Source organism: Corynebacterium sp. HMSC064E07, assembly GCF_001815745.1.
Taxonomy (GTDB): domain Bacteria; phylum Actinomycetota; class Actinomycetes; order Mycobacteriales; family Mycobacteriaceae; genus Corynebacterium; species Corynebacterium jeikeium_D.
This window is the reverse complement of sequence record NZ_KV821813.1, coordinates 144,627-163,266: the sequence shown is the minus strand read 5'-3', so window position 1 is coordinate 163,266 and position 18,640 is coordinate 144,627. Positions and strand designations below refer to the sequence as shown.

At 59.5% G+C, this 18,640-nt stretch carries 18 protein-coding genes; 12 read left to right on the top strand and 6 right to left on the bottom strand.

Annotated features, from left to right (window positions below):
* The first annotated feature begins 6 nt into the window (after positions 1 to 6).
* From mshB to HMPREF3053_RS05160, 5 genes are all read left to right on the top strand, one after another.
* On the top strand, positions 7 to 960 hold the full coding sequence (gene mshB, locus HMPREF3053_RS05180; protein WP_070429519.1) for an N-acetyl-1-D-myo-inositol-2-amino-2-deoxy-alpha-D-glucopyranoside deacetylase: 954 nt from the start codon (positions 7 to 9) through the stop codon (positions 958 to 960).
* Complete coding sequence (locus HMPREF3053_RS05175; protein WP_069358854.1) at positions 953 to 1,474, top strand: hypothetical protein; 522 nt, start codon at positions 953 to 955, stop codon at positions 1,472 to 1,474. Before mshB ends, HMPREF3053_RS05175 begins: the two co-directional genes overlap by 8 nt.
* 232 nt (positions 1,475 to 1,706) lie before the next feature.
* Positions 1,707 to 2,030 (top strand): ferredoxin, encoded by a 324-nt coding sequence (gene fdxA / locus HMPREF3053_RS05170; RefSeq protein ID WP_069358853.1) that lies wholly within the window; start codon positions 1,707 to 1,709, stop codon positions 2,028 to 2,030.
* Positions 2,031 to 2,084: 54 nt separating this feature from the next.
* Complete coding sequence (gene dapC, locus HMPREF3053_RS05165; protein ID WP_069358852.1) at positions 2,085 to 3,212, top strand: succinyldiaminopimelate transaminase; 1,128 nt, start codon at positions 2,085 to 2,087, stop codon at positions 3,210 to 3,212.
* 90 nt (positions 3,213 to 3,302) lie between these two features.
* Positions 3,303 to 4,244, top strand: coding sequence for a pseudouridine synthase (locus HMPREF3053_RS05160; RefSeq protein ID WP_069358851.1), 942 nt, complete (start codon positions 3,303 to 3,305; stop codon positions 4,242 to 4,244).
* On the opposite strand, the gene dapD is transcribed toward HMPREF3053_RS05160, so the two are convergent.
* The 3 genes from dapD to HMPREF3053_RS05145 all read right to left on the bottom strand — a co-directional run bounded on the left by dapD (position 4,241) and on the right by HMPREF3053_RS05145 (position 7,848).
* Positions 4,241 to 5,212 (bottom strand): 2,3,4,5-tetrahydropyridine-2,6-dicarboxylate N-succinyltransferase, encoded by a 972-nt coding sequence (gene dapD, locus HMPREF3053_RS05155; RefSeq protein ID WP_049190052.1) that lies wholly within the window; start codon positions 5,210 to 5,212, stop codon positions 4,241 to 4,243. The genes HMPREF3053_RS05160 and dapD overlap by 4 nt on opposite strands.
* Before the next feature lie 116 nt (positions 5,213 to 5,328).
* A complete protein-coding gene (locus HMPREF3053_RS05150; RefSeq protein ID WP_172954637.1) occupies positions 5,329 to 6,732 on the bottom strand; it encodes an amino acid permease in 1,404 nt (467 codons plus the stop codon).
* 123 nt (positions 6,733 to 6,855) lie between these two features.
* Positions 6,856 to 7,848, bottom strand: coding sequence for a 2,3,4,5-tetrahydropyridine-2,6-dicarboxylate N-succinyltransferase (locus HMPREF3053_RS05145; RefSeq protein WP_038628339.1), 993 nt, complete (start codon positions 7,846 to 7,848; stop codon positions 6,856 to 6,858).
* Positions 7,849 to 7,931: 83 nt separating this feature from the next.
* Here HMPREF3053_RS05145 and HMPREF3053_RS05140 point away from each other — a divergent pair, with 83 nt between their 5' ends.
* From HMPREF3053_RS05140 to HMPREF3053_RS05115, 6 genes are all read left to right on the top strand, one after another.
* Positions 7,932 to 8,822: a hypothetical protein gene (locus tag HMPREF3053_RS05140; RefSeq protein ID WP_224783806.1), complete on the top strand. Its 891-nt coding sequence runs from the start codon at positions 7,932 to 7,934 to the stop codon at positions 8,820 to 8,822.
* A 5-nt stretch (positions 8,823 to 8,827) separates the two neighbouring features.
* Positions 8,828 to 9,964, top strand: coding sequence for a succinyl-diaminopimelate desuccinylase (gene dapE, locus HMPREF3053_RS05135; RefSeq protein WP_070767380.1), 1,137 nt, complete (start codon positions 8,828 to 8,830; stop codon positions 9,962 to 9,964).
* 69 nt (positions 9,965 to 10,033) lie between these two features.
* Entirely contained in the window at positions 10,034 to 10,861 is an 828-nt protein-coding gene (locus HMPREF3053_RS05130) for an LOG family protein (RefSeq protein WP_070767379.1), read from the top strand.
* A gap of 45 nt (positions 10,862 to 10,906) precedes the next feature.
* Positions 10,907 to 11,719: a dihydropteroate synthase gene (gene folP / locus HMPREF3053_RS05125; RefSeq protein ID WP_070437943.1), complete on the top strand. Its 813-nt coding sequence runs from the start codon at positions 10,907 to 10,909 to the stop codon at positions 11,717 to 11,719.
* Positions 11,720 to 11,941: 222 nt separating this feature from the next.
* On the top strand, positions 11,942 to 12,109 hold the full coding sequence (locus tag HMPREF3053_RS05120) for a DUF3117 domain-containing protein (protein WP_005509573.1): 168 nt from the start codon (positions 11,942 to 11,944) through the stop codon (positions 12,107 to 12,109).
* Between the two features lie 313 nt (positions 12,110 to 12,422).
* Positions 12,423 to 13,298 carry a methyltransferase domain-containing protein gene (locus tag HMPREF3053_RS05115; RefSeq protein ID WP_070767403.1) on the top strand — a complete coding sequence of 292 codons (876 nt, stop codon included), beginning with the start codon at positions 12,423 to 12,425 and terminating at the stop codon, positions 13,296 to 13,298.
* Positions 13,299 to 13,301: 3 nt separating this feature from the next.
* On the opposite strand, the gene budA is transcribed toward HMPREF3053_RS05115, so the two are convergent.
* The 3 genes from budA to glgA all read right to left on the bottom strand — a co-directional run bounded on the left by budA (position 13,302) and on the right by glgA (position 17,116).
* Positions 13,302 to 14,051 carry an acetolactate decarboxylase gene (gene budA / locus HMPREF3053_RS05110; RefSeq protein ID WP_083280597.1) on the bottom strand — a complete coding sequence of 250 codons (750 nt, stop codon included), beginning with the start codon at positions 14,049 to 14,051 and terminating at the stop codon, positions 13,302 to 13,304.
* 142 nt (positions 14,052 to 14,193) lie between these two features.
* Positions 14,194 to 15,717 (bottom strand): glycoside hydrolase family 5 protein, encoded by a 1,524-nt coding sequence (locus tag HMPREF3053_RS05105; RefSeq protein WP_070546829.1) that lies wholly within the window; start codon positions 15,715 to 15,717, stop codon positions 14,194 to 14,196.
* A gap of 202 nt (positions 15,718 to 15,919) precedes the next feature.
* Positions 15,920 to 17,116: a glycogen synthase gene (glgA, locus tag HMPREF3053_RS05100; protein WP_070546826.1), complete on the bottom strand. Its 1,197-nt coding sequence runs from the start codon at positions 17,114 to 17,116 to the stop codon at positions 15,920 to 15,922.
* Between the two features lie 112 nt (positions 17,117 to 17,228).
* Here glgA and glgC point away from each other — a divergent pair, with 112 nt between their 5' ends.
* A complete protein-coding gene (glgC, locus tag HMPREF3053_RS05095) occupies positions 17,229 to 18,446 on the top strand; it encodes a glucose-1-phosphate adenylyltransferase (protein ID WP_042388575.1) in 1,218 nt (405 codons plus the stop codon).
* Positions 18,447 to 18,640 lie beyond the last annotated feature (194 nt).

Here is an 18,640-nt window from a genome sequence, read left to right as displayed (position 1 = left end):
AAGTCCGTGAAGTTACTTTTTGTTCACGCACATCCAGATGACGAGTCCATTTGGACAGGTGGTTTGATTGCGGCTGCCGCGCGTTCCGGAGCGTCGGTAAGCGTAGTGACCTGCACGATGGGCGAGCTGGGAGAGGTCATCGGTGCGCCGTACCAGGGGCTAGTTGCTGATGAAGCCGACCAGTTGGGCGGTTTCCGCGTCGCCGAGTTGCGCTCGGCGCTGCGTGCGTTAGGCGCCAACGGTCCTGATAACGCGCCGCGGTTCCTCGGCGGCGCTGGACGTTGGCGTGACTCCGGGATGGCCGGTGACAAGGGCAATGAGCATCCGCGTGCCTTCGTGAACTCAGGTGATGAGGCGGTCGCCCAGCTTCGCACCATCCTCGATGAGCTGCAGCCAGACCTGGTCATTACCTACGACGCCGATGGTGGCTATGGGCATCCGGACCACATTCGTGCGCACGATATCACTGTCGCGGCGTGCGGAAATCGCTTTCCGACGCTGTGGGCGGTCACCGATCGTGAGGCAATGGCGGCGGGGCTGGATGCCATTACCGTGGTACCGGAGAGCTGGCAGTCGTGCGATGTCGACGACTTCGCCACCGTGACTGGCCATTTCGAGGTTCAGCTGGATGACGCCGCTGTGGCTGCCAAGGTTGAGGCCATGCGCGCGCATGCGACGCAGGTGTGGTTCGCCGATGGTTCCGTCAGCGAGGTTAATCCGGATGCTGTCTATGGGCAGACCGATGGCTCTGGTCGTGCGCGAGCCGTCTGGGCGTTTTCCAATTTGCTGTGTCAGCCGGTGGCACCGACTGAGGCATACCGTTTTGGTACGGCGACCGCTGCGTCCCTGGAAGAGCTGGGGGAGCTGGTGAATATCCAATTACCGCCAGAGCCGGTAGCGAGCGTCGACTCTGTACCGAGCGTGGATCTGGAAGCGGAGGGGAGTGCGGACGATGAGTAACCCTCAGCCTCACGAAAGCGAAGACTTGATTAACGCTGCTGGCGGAAAGTTGAAGAACGAGCGCTTGAGTATTGAAAAGCGCACATTCGGGGATGAGCGCTATTGGGGTGACCCGGAACGTTCGCAGCCACGCGAGAACTTCCATCAGGGGGAGGTCACAGTAGCGCTAGTCTGGCTGTCGCTGGCTGCGTTGGCAGCGTTGGTGATTGAAGTAGTTTTCCTCGGAGTGTGGATTACCATCGGCTCGGTTGCTATTCCGTTGCCGTGGACCATTCCGCTGGCCTATATTGCCAATCTGATTATCACCAACACAGCGTTGCTGTGGACACGCGATCGCTCCAAAGCTGCAATTCCGACTGTCATCTGGGTGCTGGGCTTTGCAGGCATTCTGCTGTGGGCAGTGCTGCCCTTCGGTGGGGACTTGGCAATGGGGCAGTGGTTGCGAACAGTGCTGCTGCTTGTTTGCGGTGTGCTGGGCGGTGCCTGGCCACTGCGCCATCTGCGGGCACTCTAGCGAAAACCGCAGCGGATACTGCAGGAGACGGTGAGGAATTGATACAGGGCAGGCCCGCATCAATGTGGCTCTTTCTGGAGCCAGTTGAAAACAACACCCACGTTGGGTGTAGACTCCAATCTGAATATACCGCTCTGTCTATTTTGCTCTGTTTCTCGTCGGAACGGCATAATCGACAGATAGCGAAAGCCTCATCCCATATCTTGTGAGAAAGGTTCTTAAACCTAAAACCATGACTTACATCATTGCCCAGCCATGTGTTGACGTCCTCGACCGTGCCTGTGTTGAAGAGTGCCCGGTTGACTGCATTTACGAGGGCAAGCGCATGCTCTACATTCATCCTGATGAGTGCGTGGACTGTGGCGCTTGTGAACCGGTCTGCCCAGTCGAGGCCATCTTCTACGAGGACGATGTTCCGGATGAGTGGGTTGAATTCATCGATGCGAATGTCGACTGGTTCGATGAGTTGGGTTCCCCGGGTGGTGCCGCCAAGCTCGGCCCCCAGGACTTCGATGTGCCATTCGTGGCAGCTCTGCCGCCGCAGGCAGAAGAATAAAACCACAGATGATTAAACCTATTTCTTTTCCCGGGAAGGACTTCATCACCGCCCATGTCAGCTGCCCGTAAGCGCGTAACTCCCGGTTCTCTTTTGCCTCAGTTTCCGTGGGATTCTCTCACGCAGGCGAAAGCCACTGCGGCTGCGCATGAAGAGGGCATGGTCAATCTCTCGGTCGGCACACCGGTCGATGAAGTCGCTCCGATAATTCGGAAGGGCCTTACCGAAGGTGCTGCCGCACCGGGTTACCCTCAGACCGTCGGCACGCCTGAGCTACGTGCTGCGATTGTTGCAGCGATGGCGCGGCGCTACGGCGTGACGGGACTGGAGTCAGCGGTCAATGGCGGCAATGTGCTTCCGGTCATCGGCACCAAGGAAGCGATTGGCTGGCTTCCCTTCCTCCTCGGCGTAGGCGCGGGGCACACCGTCGTCATCCCCGAGCTGGCATATCCCACCTACGAGGTCGGCGTTCGCATCGCAGGCGCTGAGCTGCTGCGTGCGGACTCGCTGACGCAAATCGGCCCCGCCTCGCCGACGCTGATGTTCATCAATTCCCCGGGCAACCCCAACGGCAAGGTCCTCGGTGTTGAACACCTGCGCAAGGTGGTTGAGTGGGCGCGTGCTCGGGACGTCGTTGTCGCCTCTGACGAGTGCTACCTGGGGCTCGGTTGGACTGAACAGCCAGTCAGTATTCTCGACCCGCGAGTGTGCGACGGTGATTTCACCAACCTGCTGGCTATTCACTCGCTGTCCAAGACGTCGAACATGGCGTCGTACCGCACCGGCTGGTTCGCTGGCGACGCGGACCTCATCGCCGAGCTGGTTTCCGTGCGCCGTCACATGGGGCTGATGATGCCGGGACCCATCCAGCACGCCACGATCGCCGCGCTTAACGACGACTCCCACGAGGCCGAACAAAAGCAGCGATACTGTGACCGCCGTGAGATTCTGCATGATGCACTGGTAGCCGCAGGTTTTCGTATCGATGACTCCGAGGGCGGGCTCTATCTGTGGGCTACGCGCGGGGAAGACTGCTGGCAGACCGTTGATTGGCTGGCCGAACGCGGCATTTTGGTCGCGCCGGGTAGCTTCTACGGCCCCAAGGGTGCGCAGCACGTGCGGGTGGGGCTCACAGCAACGCTCAACGACATCGAAGTGGCGGCGGCGCGTATTCGCGGCTAGCCCCGGCCAGATGTGCTGGCCCGCGTAGGCCGAATGCTGCAAACGGTGCCGACATCGGCATAGACCAAATCATGAAAAAGGGAGTGTGCCGTGGGACGTGCCGCAGGCAATCGAGATGCGTGGTGGGGCCTTGAGAAGAACCGTCAGGCAGCGCAAGTCGATGCCGCCGCTCACGAGCGCGAGGAGTACATCCCCTTTGAGCCGGCAATCGTGGCCGACACCGATGAGTTTCTGGTCGTAGACAAGCCACCTTTTCTGCCGGCGACTCCCAATGGCCGCATCGTGGCCAATACCGTGCAGGAGCGACTGCGACGTAGTCTCGGGGAACCGGAGATAGTGGCCGTTCACCGCCTGGATCTTCTGACCAGTGGGCTGCTGTTGCTTTCCCGGAATCCGGCTACCCGTGCGCGCTACCAGCAGCTTTTCCAAAACCAGGAAATCACCAAAGAATACGAATGCCTCACCGTGATGCCCGATGATTGGCATGTGGGGGAAACCAGGGATGTCACGCTTCTGCTCGATCCCAACCCGGCGGGGCGCGGAGTAAAAGTCGTGGAGACCGACGATTTCGCTCGCGCTGCCGCGAAGAATCCCAAGTTCAAGCTCGCACGCACAACCGTGACCTTCCTCGGCCGAGTAGCCGCGGACATCGGCGATGTGCTGGCGAACAGCCATGGCGGTGGTGCGACCAGCACCAGCATTCCGCTGCACGCAGTCGGCTGTGGTTGTGGGCATTGCGGCAGCCGCATGCAGGTGGGGCACTGGCGGCTACAGCCCCATACGGGCCGCACGCATCAGCTGCGGGCGACGATGGACTGGCTAGGCTATCCCATCCTCGGTGAGGATACCTATGGCCGGGAAGCGGGGGCGCAGGGGCCGTCGGCAAGCGCGAGTGGAGTGCCAAAGTACACGCCGCAGTTGCGATTGACGGCGACCGCGCTGGCCTTTGTCGACCCCGTCACTGGTGAGCGACGTGCCTACCGGAGCGCGCGGACTATCGCGGCCCCGGCAGACGTGCCGACGACCCCTTAGTTAGCGTGCAGCTCCGCGCTGAGCTTCACCTTTTCGGCAGCCCACGGCACAACCTCGACTGCACCAGAGAGCGAGTTGCGGCGGAAGAGCATATTCGATCCGCCCGAGAGCTCGCGGGCCTTGAGCGTCTTCTTCACACCGTCTAGGGCAACGTGGCACTTGGTGCCGGCAGTGATGTAGAGCCCGGCTTCGAGTACGCAGTCATCGCCGAGCGAGATGCCGAGTCCAGCGTTCGCACCGAGTAGGCATCGCTTGCCGACGGACACAACTTCCTTACCTCCACCGGATAGTGTGCCCATGATGGACGCACCACCGCCGATATCGGAGCCGTCGTCGACGACGACCCCCTGAGAGATACGGCCTTCCACCATGGAGTGTCCAAGCGTGCCTGCGTTGAAGTTGACGAAGCCCTCGTGCATGACTGTGGTGCCCTCTGCGAGGTGGGCGCCTAGGCGTACGCGGTCAGCGTCACCGATGCGGACTCCGGTGGGAGTGACGTAGTCGACCATGCGGGGGAATTTATCGATGGAGTAGACGGTGACAGGCCCGCGGCGCGACAGCTTGGCTCGGGTTACCTCGAAGCCTTCGACAGCACAGGGGCCAAAATTCGTCCACACCACATTGTTGAGCTTGCCGAAGATGCCGTCCAGGTTGATGCTGTTGGGGGTGGCCAGGCGGTGGGACAGCAAATGGAGGCGCAGGTAGGCATCGATGGTGTCAACTGGTGCGTCATCGAGTGAAGCGATGGTAGCTGTGACCAGATGGCGGGTGGTGCCGCGGTCCGCATCGGCTACGGCCAGATCTGTGAGGTAGGTGAAATCTTCAGGCAGTGCGTCGGCGTCGATGGTTCCGGTCGTGGTGGAGGTTGCCACGCCCTCTTCGATGAGCTTGGGGGCGGGGAACCAGACGTCGAGAACAGTATCGTTGTTAAAAGTGGCAATGCCGGTAGCTTGTGCTCCAAATTTCATGGAAAACAGGCTACCGGCATATCCCTATCTATGAAAAGTGTTCCGCAAATGTGTAGCAAGGAAATGTTCGGATAGGGGTAGCAGGGTGGTTAGGCCCTGCAGCCAGTTGCTAACGGCTAGTTGCTATCGCTGGACTCGAGAGCCTCGCGGGCCGCGGTGCGGCTCTTCTTAGTCAGTGCAGCGAGCACCGCGAGGAACGCAGTGACACACACAACGGCGATAACCTGCTGGCGAGCACCAGAATCGGTGAGCATGCCAACAGCGAGGCCCAGAATCAGGATGACCGCTACCCAGGACAGTGCCGGGTAGGCCCACATGCGAACGGAAAGCTCGTTGTTGGCCTCCATCTGCGGGCGCAGCTTAATCTCAGACAGGGCGATGACCAGCCAGATCACCAGCAAGCAGCCGCCGACAGCGTTCAGTAGGAAGACCAGGACACTCGAGCCGTCGAAGACAACCTGCAGGCCCACGGAGACGAAGGCGAAGACCATCGACATGATGACCGCACGGTTCGGAACTGCGCCTTCATTGGTGTGGGCGAAGAAGCGCGGTGCCTCACCGCGGGTGGACATCGAGTAGACCAGGCGAGAGGTTGCGTAAATCTGAGCGTTGAACGCGGACAGCAGCGCCAGAACGATAATGGCCTCCATGAAGCCAACCGCACCTGGAATGTTCGCCTGCTTTAGAACCTGGGTGAACGGCGACTCAGCTGCGGAGTCAGCGCCGTCGATCTGGGAGTACGGCAACAGCAGGATGATGACGGTCACGCAGCCCAGGTAGAACACAGAGATGCGGAAGATTACCGAGCGGACAGCAGCAGCGATGGAGCGCTGCGGATCCTCGGCCTCAGCAGCGGCAATCGTGACAATCTCGATACCGCCGAAGGCGAAGGCCACGGCCAACAGACCAGCGGCAATGCCGGAAACGCCATTCGGGAGGAATCCGGATTCGGCAATATGCGTCGTACCGACGAAGCTGGTGCCTGGCAGCAGACCGAAGAAAAGAAGAACGCCAATGACCAGGAACGCGATAATCACCGCGACCTTGATGAACGCGAACCAGAACTCAAACTCGCCGAAACCGCGCACATTCGCCAAATTCACTACAGCGAAGAAGACAACACAGATCAGGCCTGGAATCCAGCCCGGAATACCGAACCACGCACCCATGATGGCACCGGCACCGGTAATTTCAGCGCCGAGCACCATGATGAGCATGAACCAGTAGAGCCAGCCGAGGACAAAGCCAGCCGAGGAACCAAAGGCCATCTCGGCATAGGTGGAGAAGCTACCCGGTGTCGGGCGGGCAGCGGCCATCTCGCCGAGCATCTGCATGACGAGGACGACAATGAAGCCAGCGATGACATAGGAAATGAGAACACCCGGGCCAGCTGCCTTAATGCCGACGCCCGTACCAAGGAAAAGACCGGCACCGATTGCGGAGCCAAGACCCATCATGGTCAGGTGTCGAACCTGCAGCCCCTTGCCCAGCTGAGATGTCTCGCCGGAGGTGGAGGTAATTTGCGATTCGGTCATGTCGCAAACATTACCTCGCTGATAACAGGGGCAATAACCGTATTACGGGTTTACCCCCATTCACCGTTTCGGGGCCCATTAATGTGCCTTCAAGACACCTAAAGTAGGTTATCCGGCCAGCTCATCCGGCACGTCGGCAAGCTGAGTGAAAGTAGCGGCACCTTCGTCATTGCCCGGGCGTTCCGTGCGGCGGACGCACACTGCCGAGTGGTCCGGGTGATGGTAGAAGTGCATATTGTTGCGGCCGGAGATTTCCCATGCCTGAATACGGCGGTTCTCCGCGGGGACATCGATGGGCGTATCGGGGGCAATGAGGATGCTTCGGTCAATAATGCAGTCATTACCGAGGCTGACGCCGACGGTGCCGGCCGCGATATCGATGTGGCAGCGCTCGCCAACCGTGAGCGGCTTACGCTGACCGGAATCGTCGTGAGCGGCAATGATGGAGGCCGACAGTCCCACCTTCGTGTGCGCGCCAATGACGACACCGGAGGATAGACGTCCCTCAATCTTGCATGGGCCCAGAGTGCCCGAGTTCAGCGAGACAAATCCCTCGCGCAGTACTGACGTACCCGGTGCCAGATAAGCGCCCAACCGCACGCGCTCGGCCTCTGCAATGCGGACACCTGCGGGCAGCACATAGTCGACCATGCGCGGCATGCGGTCGATGGCGTAGACGTGAATCAGGCCGCGGACGCGCAAGTGGGTACGCAGTTGCTCGAAGTTGTCCGGCAGGCATGGCCCCTTGTTGGTCCACGCCACGACATGGAGCAGCTCGTAGAGCCCCTTGGTGTTGAGCTGGTGCGGCTTGACCAAGCGGTGGGAGAGCAGATGCAGGCGCAGGTAGGCATCGTGCGGGTCGACAGCCGGCTTGGACAAATCCTCAATGGACGTGCGCACTGCCACCTGCTCCACGCGGCGATCCTCGTCCAAAATCACCTGACGAAGCAACTGTGGGGTCAGATCAGCGGCGCCGAGCCGGTGAGTGCTCGATTCTACGACCTCATCGCTTAACTGAGGTGCGGGAAACCAAGTATCGAGAACTGTACCGTCCATTGCGATGTTGGCGATTCCCGTAGCGACAGCACCAGATGTAATCATGATTCTTAATATTAGTATCCCTTTAAGGAATCTTCGCGGAAGGATGAACTATGCCCCTAGCTGGCCTTGAAAGCACACAGAAAATGAAGCAGTGGTTCTTAGTTAGCCTCATCATTGCTGTCAGTGTGCTCGGACTCGGCTTCGTCCTGGCCCTGCCGGTGGTCTTCTATGTCGGATTCGCACTGTTGAGTGCTTGGATTCTTGCCGTAGCCAGCTTCTTTGGTTTCGTTTTGCCGCCGCGAGCAATGCCAATTGGCGCAGTCGGTGTGGTGATTGCCGCAGTGGTTGCGCTCATCGCGCCGAACCGTCTGGTGCTGGTTATCGCAGTTGCCATCGCAGTGGGGCTCGGTGGTGGCATGATCGCCCGTCTTCTGCTGGAGCGCAAGAACCGCGATCAGCAGGCACGCATCGATGCCCTGCCGATGTGGGAGCGCGATGAGCTGGGCGATGTCGCCGAAACGCTTCGTCCTGCTTATCGACGAGACATCGATCCCACTCCAGTGCAGCTGCCACATGCAACGGCCAAGATTGTCGCGGCCGTCTGCAAGCCGTTGGCCGGTTCTACGGTGATTGTCAGCACGAATGAGCTGCGTCCGGTGATTGCGGTCTATGGCTCCCGTGTGGCTGTGGTCTATGGACCCGGCGCGGGGGTTGTCGAGGAAGAAAGCGGCAACGGAGAGGCGACCGATTCTGCGGGGGAGGAGCGGGCGCCGGGGTCGTCGACAAGCGAAACTCCGGAGGCAATCATTGCCCAAACTCTCCCGGAAGGAGCGAAAACCCTGGTCTTTGAGGTGGCTGATGGGCTTAAGCGCTCGGCGGAGGGGAGAATTGGTGTGACCTCCGCCGAACCGCATGAGCTGGCGTTGTTCCTCGGTGGTGGCGCGCCCGCCAATGGGGATGCGATCAATGGTCGTGCGGCGCATATTCATCACAAAATTCTGGTTTCGCTGGCGCACAATGGTTTGTACGCTTAATTGATGTGAAATCGAAGTTAAATCTGCTCCAAGATCCTGTAGACCTCACGGCGGCACTGGTGGACATCGAATCGGTGTCCCACAATGAGACCGCGATTGCGGATGCCGTCGAGGCGGCATTGCGTGAGGTCGCGCAGGCAAATGAGTCGATTGAGGTCCTGCGCATTGACAACAACGTGATTGCGCGGACCCATCGGGGGTTGCCGCAGCGCGTGATTTTGGCAGGACACCTGGATACGGTGCCGACTGCGGACAATGTGCCCTCGACGCGTGGGGTAGACGCGCAGGGGCGAGACACACTGTTTGGGTGTGGAACTGTGGATATGAAAAGCGGTGACGCAGTCTACCTGCATGCTTTTGCGACGCTGGCGGCAAGCCAGGAGTTGCAGCGCGACCTGACACTCATCATGTACGAATGCGAAGAAATCGCCGCGGAGTTCAACGGGTTGCGGCACTTGAGTGAGTCGCATCCGGAGCTCCTGGCTGGCGATGTCGCTTTGCTGGGCGAGCCCAGCGGCAATGTCATCGAAGCCGGCTGCCAGGGCTCTATTCGCCTGCGTCTGACCGCTCACGGCACACGTGCACACTCGGCTCGGGCGTGGCTCGGCGACAACGCCGTGCACAAGTTAGCACCGGTGCTGTCACGCATTGCCGCCTATGAACCGCAGACCGTGGATATCGACGGCTTGGCCTACCGCGAAGGGCTCAACGTCGTCTGGCTGGAGGCCGGGGTTGCTACCAATACGCTTCCCGACGAGGCGGTGCTGCGAGTCAACTTCCGATTCGCGCCCAACCGCAGCGCCGATGAGGCCATGGCGCACTTCCGAGAGGTGCTTGGACTCGACGAGTTCGCGCCCGAGGACCTCACCGTCGATGTCGAGGATGTGAGCCCTGGGGCGCTGCCTGGACTGCATGCGGCGGCTGCGAAGGAGTTGGTTGCGGTCGCAGGCGACGTCGTAAAGCCCAAGTTTGGGTGGACCGATGTGGCGCGTTTTTCGGCGCTCGGCATTCCTGCGGTGAACTTTGGCCCGGGTGACCCGGCGTACTGCCACAAGAAGGATGAGCAGATTCCGGTCGAGTGCATAACGGCACTGTGGGAGGATGTGCGGCGGTACTTGACCACCGCGCCGGTGGCTGAGTGAGCCTAGAATCACACCCCACCCTCGCCGAGCGGGTGCGCGTATGTCATTGCTGGCATACATTGTGAGGTTATGAAACCTGTACGTACTCCGTCCCCAGCTAAGCGCCGTGCACTCCGCGGCCCAATCGCGATCCGACAGGCGGGCGAACCGCAGGCGTCTACGACCGACCGCAGGCTGTTGTCACACAATCCGAACACGGACTGGCTGCACAACGATACCTGGCGTGTGCTGCGCATTCAGTCGGAGTTCGTTGACGGCTTTGGTGCGTTGGCGGAAATCCCGCCGGCGGTGACGGTATATGGTTCGGCACGTCTGCCAGAGGACAGCCCTTACTACCAGTGGGGCTTCGACCTGGGCAAGGTGCTGGCGGAGGCGGGTTACGCGACCATCACTGGTGGCGGCCCGGGCATCATGGAAGCCGCCAACCGCGGCTGCTACGACGCCGACGGCCTGTCCATTGGGTTGGGCATTGAGCTGCCGCACGAGCAGCACTTGAATGACTGGGTCGACCTGGGCATGAACTTCCGCTACTTCTTCGTGCGGAAGACCATGTTCCTGAAGTATTCGCAGGCGTTTATTTGCCTGCCGGGTGGTTTCGGCACGCTCGATGAACTTTTTGAGTCACTGGTGATGGTGCAGACCGAGAAGGTGGAAAATCACCCAATCGTGCTGCTCGGCACTGAGTTCTGGTCGGGGCTGGTTGATTGGATGCGTGAGAAACTAGTGGCCATGGAGCTGATTTCTCCGACTGATATGGACCTTTTCCTGGTCACCGACTCCATTGACGAAGCGGTCGAGTACATCGAGGCCGCGCACGAAAAGCTGTTGGAAGAGTGTGAGCCGACCTCTGACGTTTCCGAAAAGCTCCGCCGAGTCCGTCGCTTCAGCGAAAGGTAGGACGCTGTGCGGAGTTTTTATCAGGACTCCGCGGTGCCGACGGTGATGGCCATCGTCAATCGCACCCCGGATTCCTTCTATGACCGTGGCGCGACGGCTGCGGAGGAGGCTGCGCTTGCTCGCGTCGACGAAGTTGTTGCGGCAGGCGCGGGCATTGTCGACATCGGCGGCGTCAAGGCCGGTATCGGTGCAGAAGTAACTGTTGCCGAGGAAATCGAGCGCGTGGTGCCGACCATCGCGAAGGTCCGCGAGCGCTATCCTGACCTGCACATTAGCGTCGACACCTGGCGCGCCGAAGTCGGAGAGGCCGCCATTAACGCTGGCGCCAACCTCATTAATGACACTTGGGCGGGCCATGACCCGGAGCTGCTGGAAGTCGCGGGTTCCCACGGGATGGGTTACGTCTGCTCGCACACAGGTGGGGCACTGCCACGCACCAATCCGATTCGCGTGCGTTACGACGACGTCGTGGACGATGTCATCTCAGAAACCGGCAAACTCGCCCAGAGGGCAGTGGACGCTGGCGTGCCGGAGGACCGCATCCTCATCGATCCCACCCACGACTTTGGCAAGAACACCTACCACGGCCTCGAACTTCTGCGGCGCTGCAATGAGCTCGTGGCTACAGGCTGGCCGGTGCTTATGGCGCTGTCGAATAAGGACTTCGTCGGTGAGACTCTGGACCGCCCGGTCGAGCAACGTGTGCCCGGCACCTTGGCCGCGACTGCCCATGCGGCAGCTGCCGGCGTTGCGGTGTTTCGTTCGCATCAGGTGTCCGAAACCCTTGATGTCTGTCGCATGACTCTGGCTATTTCTGGTGATTTTGCACCACTGCATCCGGTGCGTGGGCTGGTGTAAGGGGCGTAGTTTGAGGCGCTTCACCCATGCCGCTGCGTGAAACAAAAGACTATGATGAAGAGAAGTAGTCGAAATGCCGACCGGGATTCTAAACCGGGATTTTAAACCGGGGTCTTAGACCGAGGTCTTGAACCGGGATTGTCAATCTCCCAGCTACCACAGCTGAGCTGGGGTAGCTGGTCGTCTCCTGCATCGACATTGTCTTAGAACGAAGGAGTTCACATGGCAGCAATGAAGCCGCGTACCGGTGATGGTCCGCTGGAGGCAGTTAAAGAGGGCAAGAAGATTGTGATGCGCGTCCCCGCAGATGGTGGTGGGCGCCTGGTGGTGGAACTGTCCCCGGAGGAAGCCAAGGAGCTCGGTGCAGAGCTTGTAGCAGTAGTGGAGTAGCAGAGTAGTGGGGTATCGGGTAGAGGCCGGGTAGTGGCCGGGCCTGTCCGGTTTTGACCCAGCGGCGACCTACACCAGTGGTGTAGGTCGCCTTTTCTTTTTCAGGTGATAACGGCTCGAATGAGGGTTTATGAACAAAAAATACGGGCTGCAAATGTGAAACTGTGCGAGTTTATGACACTTTCAAGCCAGTTTTCGGGCAATTTTTGTCATAAACGTAGTCAGTAACTCGCATTGGAGTTACTTGGCTGAGCTCGTCACGGGCTAAGATAGTGAAAATTATTTTTCTAGCTCAGTTTGAGGAGTGACCGACGTGCTAGCTGACATCATTGATGTGCTTGCTGACCCCATCGATGGCACTGATTTGAAGTTTGGTGATGCCGAACGAATGACTCTGAAGTCCGAATCCGGACATAGCTATGATGTCGCCCGCCAGGGTTACGTTACGCTCGCCGGTGGGGCTGGTCTGCGCTACACCGGCGATGACGCCAAGATGATTACCGCCCGCGAGGAGTTCCTCTCTGGTGGCCACTATGCTCCATTCGTTGAGGCAGTTACAGGCAACGTCCAGGACGTGCTTGACGACGCCAACGTGTCCGAGGCCGCCAGCCCAGTCATCTGCGAAGTCGGTGCGGGCACTGGTTACTACCTCGCACACACGCTGGACAGCATTCGCAATTCCCGTGGCGTAGGCATTGATGTGTCTGTGCCGGCCGCCAAGCACCTGGCCAAGAGCCACCCGCGCCTCGGCGCCGTTGTAGCCGATGCGTGGGCGCGTCTGCCGCTGCGTGATGGCTCCATCGATGCGCTTACAGTCGTCTTCGCACCTCGCAACGCGGAGGAGTTCGCTCGCGTGCTCAAGCCGGGCGGCCAGGTTGTGGTTCTGACTGCCACCACTGGTCACTTGGGTGAGCTTCGTGAGCCACTGGGCATCATTGATGTCGAGCGCGGCAAGGTCGAGCGCATGATTTCCCAGGCAGAGGGGCACCTCGTGCCTGTTGGCGACCCGGAGCTGGTGGAGTTCGGTATGAACCTCAACCAGGGTGCAATCGCCGCGCAGATCGGTATGAGCCCGTCGGCACGCCATATTCACCCGGAGGTGCTGCAGGAACGCATTGCGGCGCTACCTGCAGAGATGCACGTCACCGCCCGTGCCTACGTCACTCGTCTTGGCCGCCCGGGAGACTAGCGTTTACTCCTTGACCTCGGTTTTGTGAATCTGCTCATCCAGGTCTTCCGGATCCAGGTCAGCATCCGAGAATTCCGCCGTTAGCGGAAGGCGAAGCTGCAGGTCAGTGCCCGGGCACAGTTCGATAGTGCCCGAGCGCAGCTTAAAGTCCAGCACATGCCCGCCGCCGGTGCCGCCTTCCGCGAGGAAGTGCACGTGACAGCCGGGCACCGAAATTCCCTTCTCATAGACCGGCGTGCGGAAGCCCGCAATCGTGCCCTGCAGGTTCTCAAAATCAACCGAGGCGTCTTCTTCCGTCGCATCAACCATCTTCTGGTACGGCTTTTCCTGCTTTACGACGGTTCGAGTCTTCACCCACTCAAATTCGCCGGTAATCCGCAGTGCGTACATAAAGTTTTGGCTCGGCACCAGGGAATCGATGATGGGGCTAATTTCCTTGCGAGTCAGGTTTTCCGGCGCATCCATCACCGTGTGCGGGACGAAGTTGGTCACCACCGTGTAGGGGCTGCGCTGATCCATGGTGGCCCGGGTTGCGGAGCCGTCGTGACGCACCTGCCAGCAGACCCCGTCGAGGATTACCATTTCGCCATCGAGGCCGTCGAAGGTACCGATGCCGAAGTTTCCATGACCAAGGATTTCGCCAATGGTCATCTCGCCGTCGTAGATGCCATCGAGCAGTGCGGACATCAGTGAGTTTTGGAAAATTGTGTGTCGGACCGTTGGAAAATTCTCGTGAGTGGTCATGGAAGCCATTATATTCGCGATATTTGTAGCCCAAGCTGGGGCGGGTCGTCTGTTAGATGTCCGATCGGCTTGTGGGTAAGGAAATCGTGGCAAGAAAAACGCCCTGCGGAAAAATCCACAGGGCGCGATTTGGTGAATCGAGCGGTTGGTTCTACTTCGGCTGGATGGTGACTGTCACTTGGTCAGCAGTGGAGACGATATGAACGGTCTGGCCATCGGCAGCGACAGTGGCGTGACCGCCTTCGACATTCACTGTGAACCCATTCGGGAAGTTGATCGAGGGCACAACGAGCTCGCTGGTGGAACCAGGTGCGAAAACTCCGGTGCCGTCGACGCGGTTATTGTTCCAGCTGGCCTGGTAGACACGGGTGTCGCGGTTCCAGTCGGTAGCTTGCGGGGTGCCTGCGACCGCTCGCAGGTGTGGAGCGGCGAGGATGGTCATCTTGTCGCGGTTGAAGGCATCGGCACCTACAGGTCCTGGAACAGTAGGGTCGAAGACCATGCCCTGTTCCTTCTGGTTCTGCGTCGTCGGGTCGTTGCATCCGCAGTAGGACCAGTACTGCCAGCCGACCATGTGGCGGCGGGCAAGCGAAATTACGCCATTGAGGGTATCGGCATCGTCGGTCGCACCGAACTCGGACAGCAGTGTGGCCGAGCCGTTACCGGATGAGACGATTTCCGCATTGTCGAAGGTACGACCATCGAAGAAGTCACAGCCCGTGTAGGTGTTGAACAGGGCATTCGTGGTGCAGTAGACATGCCAGCTGAGGGCCGTACCAGCGGTTTCAGGAACCTCCGGGGCTGCCGGATTCGTGTTCAATCCGGTGTTCCACATGGAGTAGGGCTCGTAGTGGACAATAGCGTCCGGGTCCTTGTCGACAATCTGATTGGCAGCCTTCTGGTGCAGTTCATCGAGCTTTTCCTTAGCCGGGCCGCAGTCGCCGAGAGCCAGATAGCACAGTGGGTATGCGGAGCCTGGCCACGGTTCATTTATGATGTCGTAGCCCATCAGTCCCGGCATGTCGCCAAGGCGTTTGGCGACATGGCCCCACATGGCTGCGTAACGCTCCTGCAACCCAACGCCGCCTGGCCCTTCGCGGTTATTCAGGAAGTTGTCGTATGCCCTAATGAGTCCGATATTGAGAGCCTGGTTAGCGGGGAAGCCAACCTTTAAGAGGCTGGGAACCCCGTCGTCAATGACAGCCCAATCCGGGGCAAATTCGCCTTCGAACTTCTCGTTGTACATGTCCTGGTGGGCATCGACCAAGACCGCGATTCCACGCTCAGTGAGCATGGAGATAGTGCGGGCAATGGAATCCAGGTATTCGTCGTTGTACTCGCCGGGCTTTGGCTCTACTGCTTTCCAGATAATGCCGACTCGCATGGAGTCGAAGCCCTGCTGCACGAGCCAGTCAGCATCGTCCTCGTTAAAGCCTCCGGCCTCTGGGGTGTAAGGATCGTGCTTGTAGACGATGTTCGATCCCTGAGTGAGGAAAGCACGGCCGTCACCGTCGGTAAACCAGCGACCGGACTGTCCAAGGGGACCACGCTCGGTGATGGTAGCGGTACTAGGGGATGGGGCTACTTCTGTAGCGAGCGCCTGATGCGGTACTGCACCCGCTAGCGCTATGGCAATGGCGGCACCAACTGCTGCCACCTTCTTAGTGAATCTCATACTCAGTATGCTATTGACCAGGAATGATAAATTCAGCCAAAACTTAAATTAGGTTTAGGAAAGTGGGCAAAGGCATAAGTAAATGTCCTGAACGGGGTTAGTAAAAAGGCTAAAAAAGGCCCACCGCTTCCTTCTCGGAAGCGATGGGCCTTATGAGGAGACTCCGTCCACCGCGCATCCGTGGCGTCTCGCAGACAGCCAGCTACATCAAAGACTTATAGACCTCGACGGTCTGCTGAGCGATGTTCTCCCAGCTAAACACATCTTCAGCGCGCTTCTTACCCGCCTGGCCAACCTTGGCAGCGCGGTCGCGGTCGGCGACCATGTTGTTGACAGCGGCAGCGATGCCTCGTTCGAAGCCCTCCGGATCGGACTCGTCGTAGTGAACCAGAGTGCCGGTTTCACCATCGACGACAACCTCCGGAATACCGCCGACATCAGAGGCGACAACGGCGGTGCCACAGGCCATAGCCTCGAGGTTAACGATGCCCAGCGGCTCGTAGATGGACGGGCAGACGAAGGAATCCGCGGCCGTCAGAATCTCCTGGATCTTCTCCTTCGGCAGCATGTCCTGCACCCAGAAAATGCCATCGCGCTTCTCCTGGAGGTCATGGACGAGCTGCTCAGTCTCCTTCGCGATTTCCGGGGTGTCCGGAGCGCCGGCGCACAGAACGAGCTGCACACCGTCGTCGAAAAGCGATGCGGCCTTGACCAAATGAGCGACACCCTTCTGACGGGTGATGCGGCCGACGAACGCGACCATCGGGCGAGACGGGTCAACGCCGAGCTCCTCCAGGACAGACCAGCCGTTCTGTTCCTTGGACTCTTCCCACGTCGGGCGCGGGTACCACAGCTCGGTGTCGATACCGTTCAGGACAACGTGGACCTTGTCGGGGGAGATACGCGGGTAGGCATCCAGGATGGCGTCCTTCATGCGCGCGGAAACAGCAATGACAGCGTCTGCGTACTCCATAGCATTGCGCTCGGACCAGCTGGAAACGTCGTAACCGCCGCCAAGCTGCTCGCGCTTCCATGGGCGGTGCGGCTCCAGTGAGTGCGCGGTTGCCACATGCGGAATGCCCTTGAGCAGACCAGTGAGGTGACCGCCCAGGCCCGAGTACCACGTGTGAGAGTGGACGACATCAATGTCGGTTGCCGCGGCGGCATTTGCCATGCGCAACCCCGTGGACAGCGTCTTAATCGAGGCGTTGGCATCCTTCAACTCCGGGTCAACGCCGTGGACATATACATCCGCCTCATCGCGAGGAGCACCCATGCAGTGCACATCGACGTCAACGCCGTCGAGGCCGCGCATGAAACGAGTCAGTTCAGTTACGTGAACACCTGCTCCGCCGTAAATCTCCGGAGGGTATTCCTTGGTCATCATGGCAACACGCATAGTTCCAGCGTAACCAGATTTGACAATTTCCGTCGCTTGATATGCCTGGGTGTGGGTAGCGGGGAGGGGAGACTGGCAGCGAGGAACGTAAATCGCATATAGGTTGGTTGGTGTGAGGAGTCAACCACATGTTTTGTCCATTGTCCTTGCCGGTGGCGAAGGCAAGCGTCTCTTCCCGCTGACGGAAGACCGCGCTAAGCCCGCCGTGCCTTTCGGCGGTAGCTATCGGCTTATCGACTTCGTGCTGTCGAACCTGGTCAACGCAGGTTTCTTGAAGATCTGTGTGCTGACCCAGTACAAGTCCCACTCGCTCGACCGTCACATTTCGCAGGCGTGGCAGCTGTCTGGCATCACCGGCCAGTACGTCACCCCGGTGCCGGCTCAGCAGCGTCTGGGTAAGCGCTGGTTCACCGGTTCGGCGGACGCGATTCTGCAGTCGCTGAACTTGGTTTACGACGAGGATCCGGAGTACGTCATCGTCTTCGGTGCCGACCACGTCTATCGCATGGATCCGCAGCAGATGCTGGAGGCCCACATCGAGTCTGGCGCTGGCGTGACGGTCGCTGGTATCCGCGTCCCGCGTTCTGAGGCCAGCGCATTCGGTGTCATCGATGCCGATGACAACAACCGAATCACCGAGTTCCTGGAGAAGCCGGCTGATCCGCCCGGCACCCCGGATGACCCGAACTCGACGTTCGCGTCGATGGGTAACTACATCTTCACTACCTCCGCGCTTATCGACGCTATTAAGCGTGACTCGGAAGATGAAAACTCCGACCATGATATGGGCGGAAACATTATTCCGATGCTGGTAGAGGAGGGCGAAGCTTTCGTCTGGGACTTCAAGGACAGCTACGTTCCGGGTGAGACCGAACGTGACAAGGGCTACTGGCGTGATGTCGGTACCATCGATGCCTTCTACGAGGCCAACATGGACCTGATTTCCGTCCACCCGGTGTTTAACCTCTACAACAAGAAGTGGCCAATCCACACCTTCTCAGAGGAGAACCTGCCTCCGGCCAAGTTTGTCCAGGGCGGTATTGCTCAGGCTTCGATGGTCGGTGCTGGTTCGATTGTCTCCGGTGGTACGGTCCGCAACTCGGTGATTAGCACCAACGTTGTGGTCGAGGATGGCGCGACGGTGGAGGGCTCGGTTCTCTTCCCAGGCGTTCGCGTCGGCCGCGGAGCAGTGGTTCGCCATGCGATTTTGGACAAGAACGTTGTAGTTTCCGACGGCGCCATTATCGGTGTCGATCCGGAGAAGGACGCAGAGCGCTTCAAGGTCAGCGCTGGTGGCGTTGTGGCCGTTGGTAAGAACCAGGTTATCTAGACTGTCTGAGTCCGACCGGCTGAAAAGGCACGTACCGTGGGGTACGTGCCTTTTGCCTTTAACCCTTTTTGCTACCTAGTTGCTACCTAGCCCCAAAACTGGCAGCCCTAAAAGTTGCGGGCTGCACCTGTGAATATGGGGTGCGCATGTGAATACGGGCATGGGCTGCAAATGTGAAACTGTGTGAGTTTATG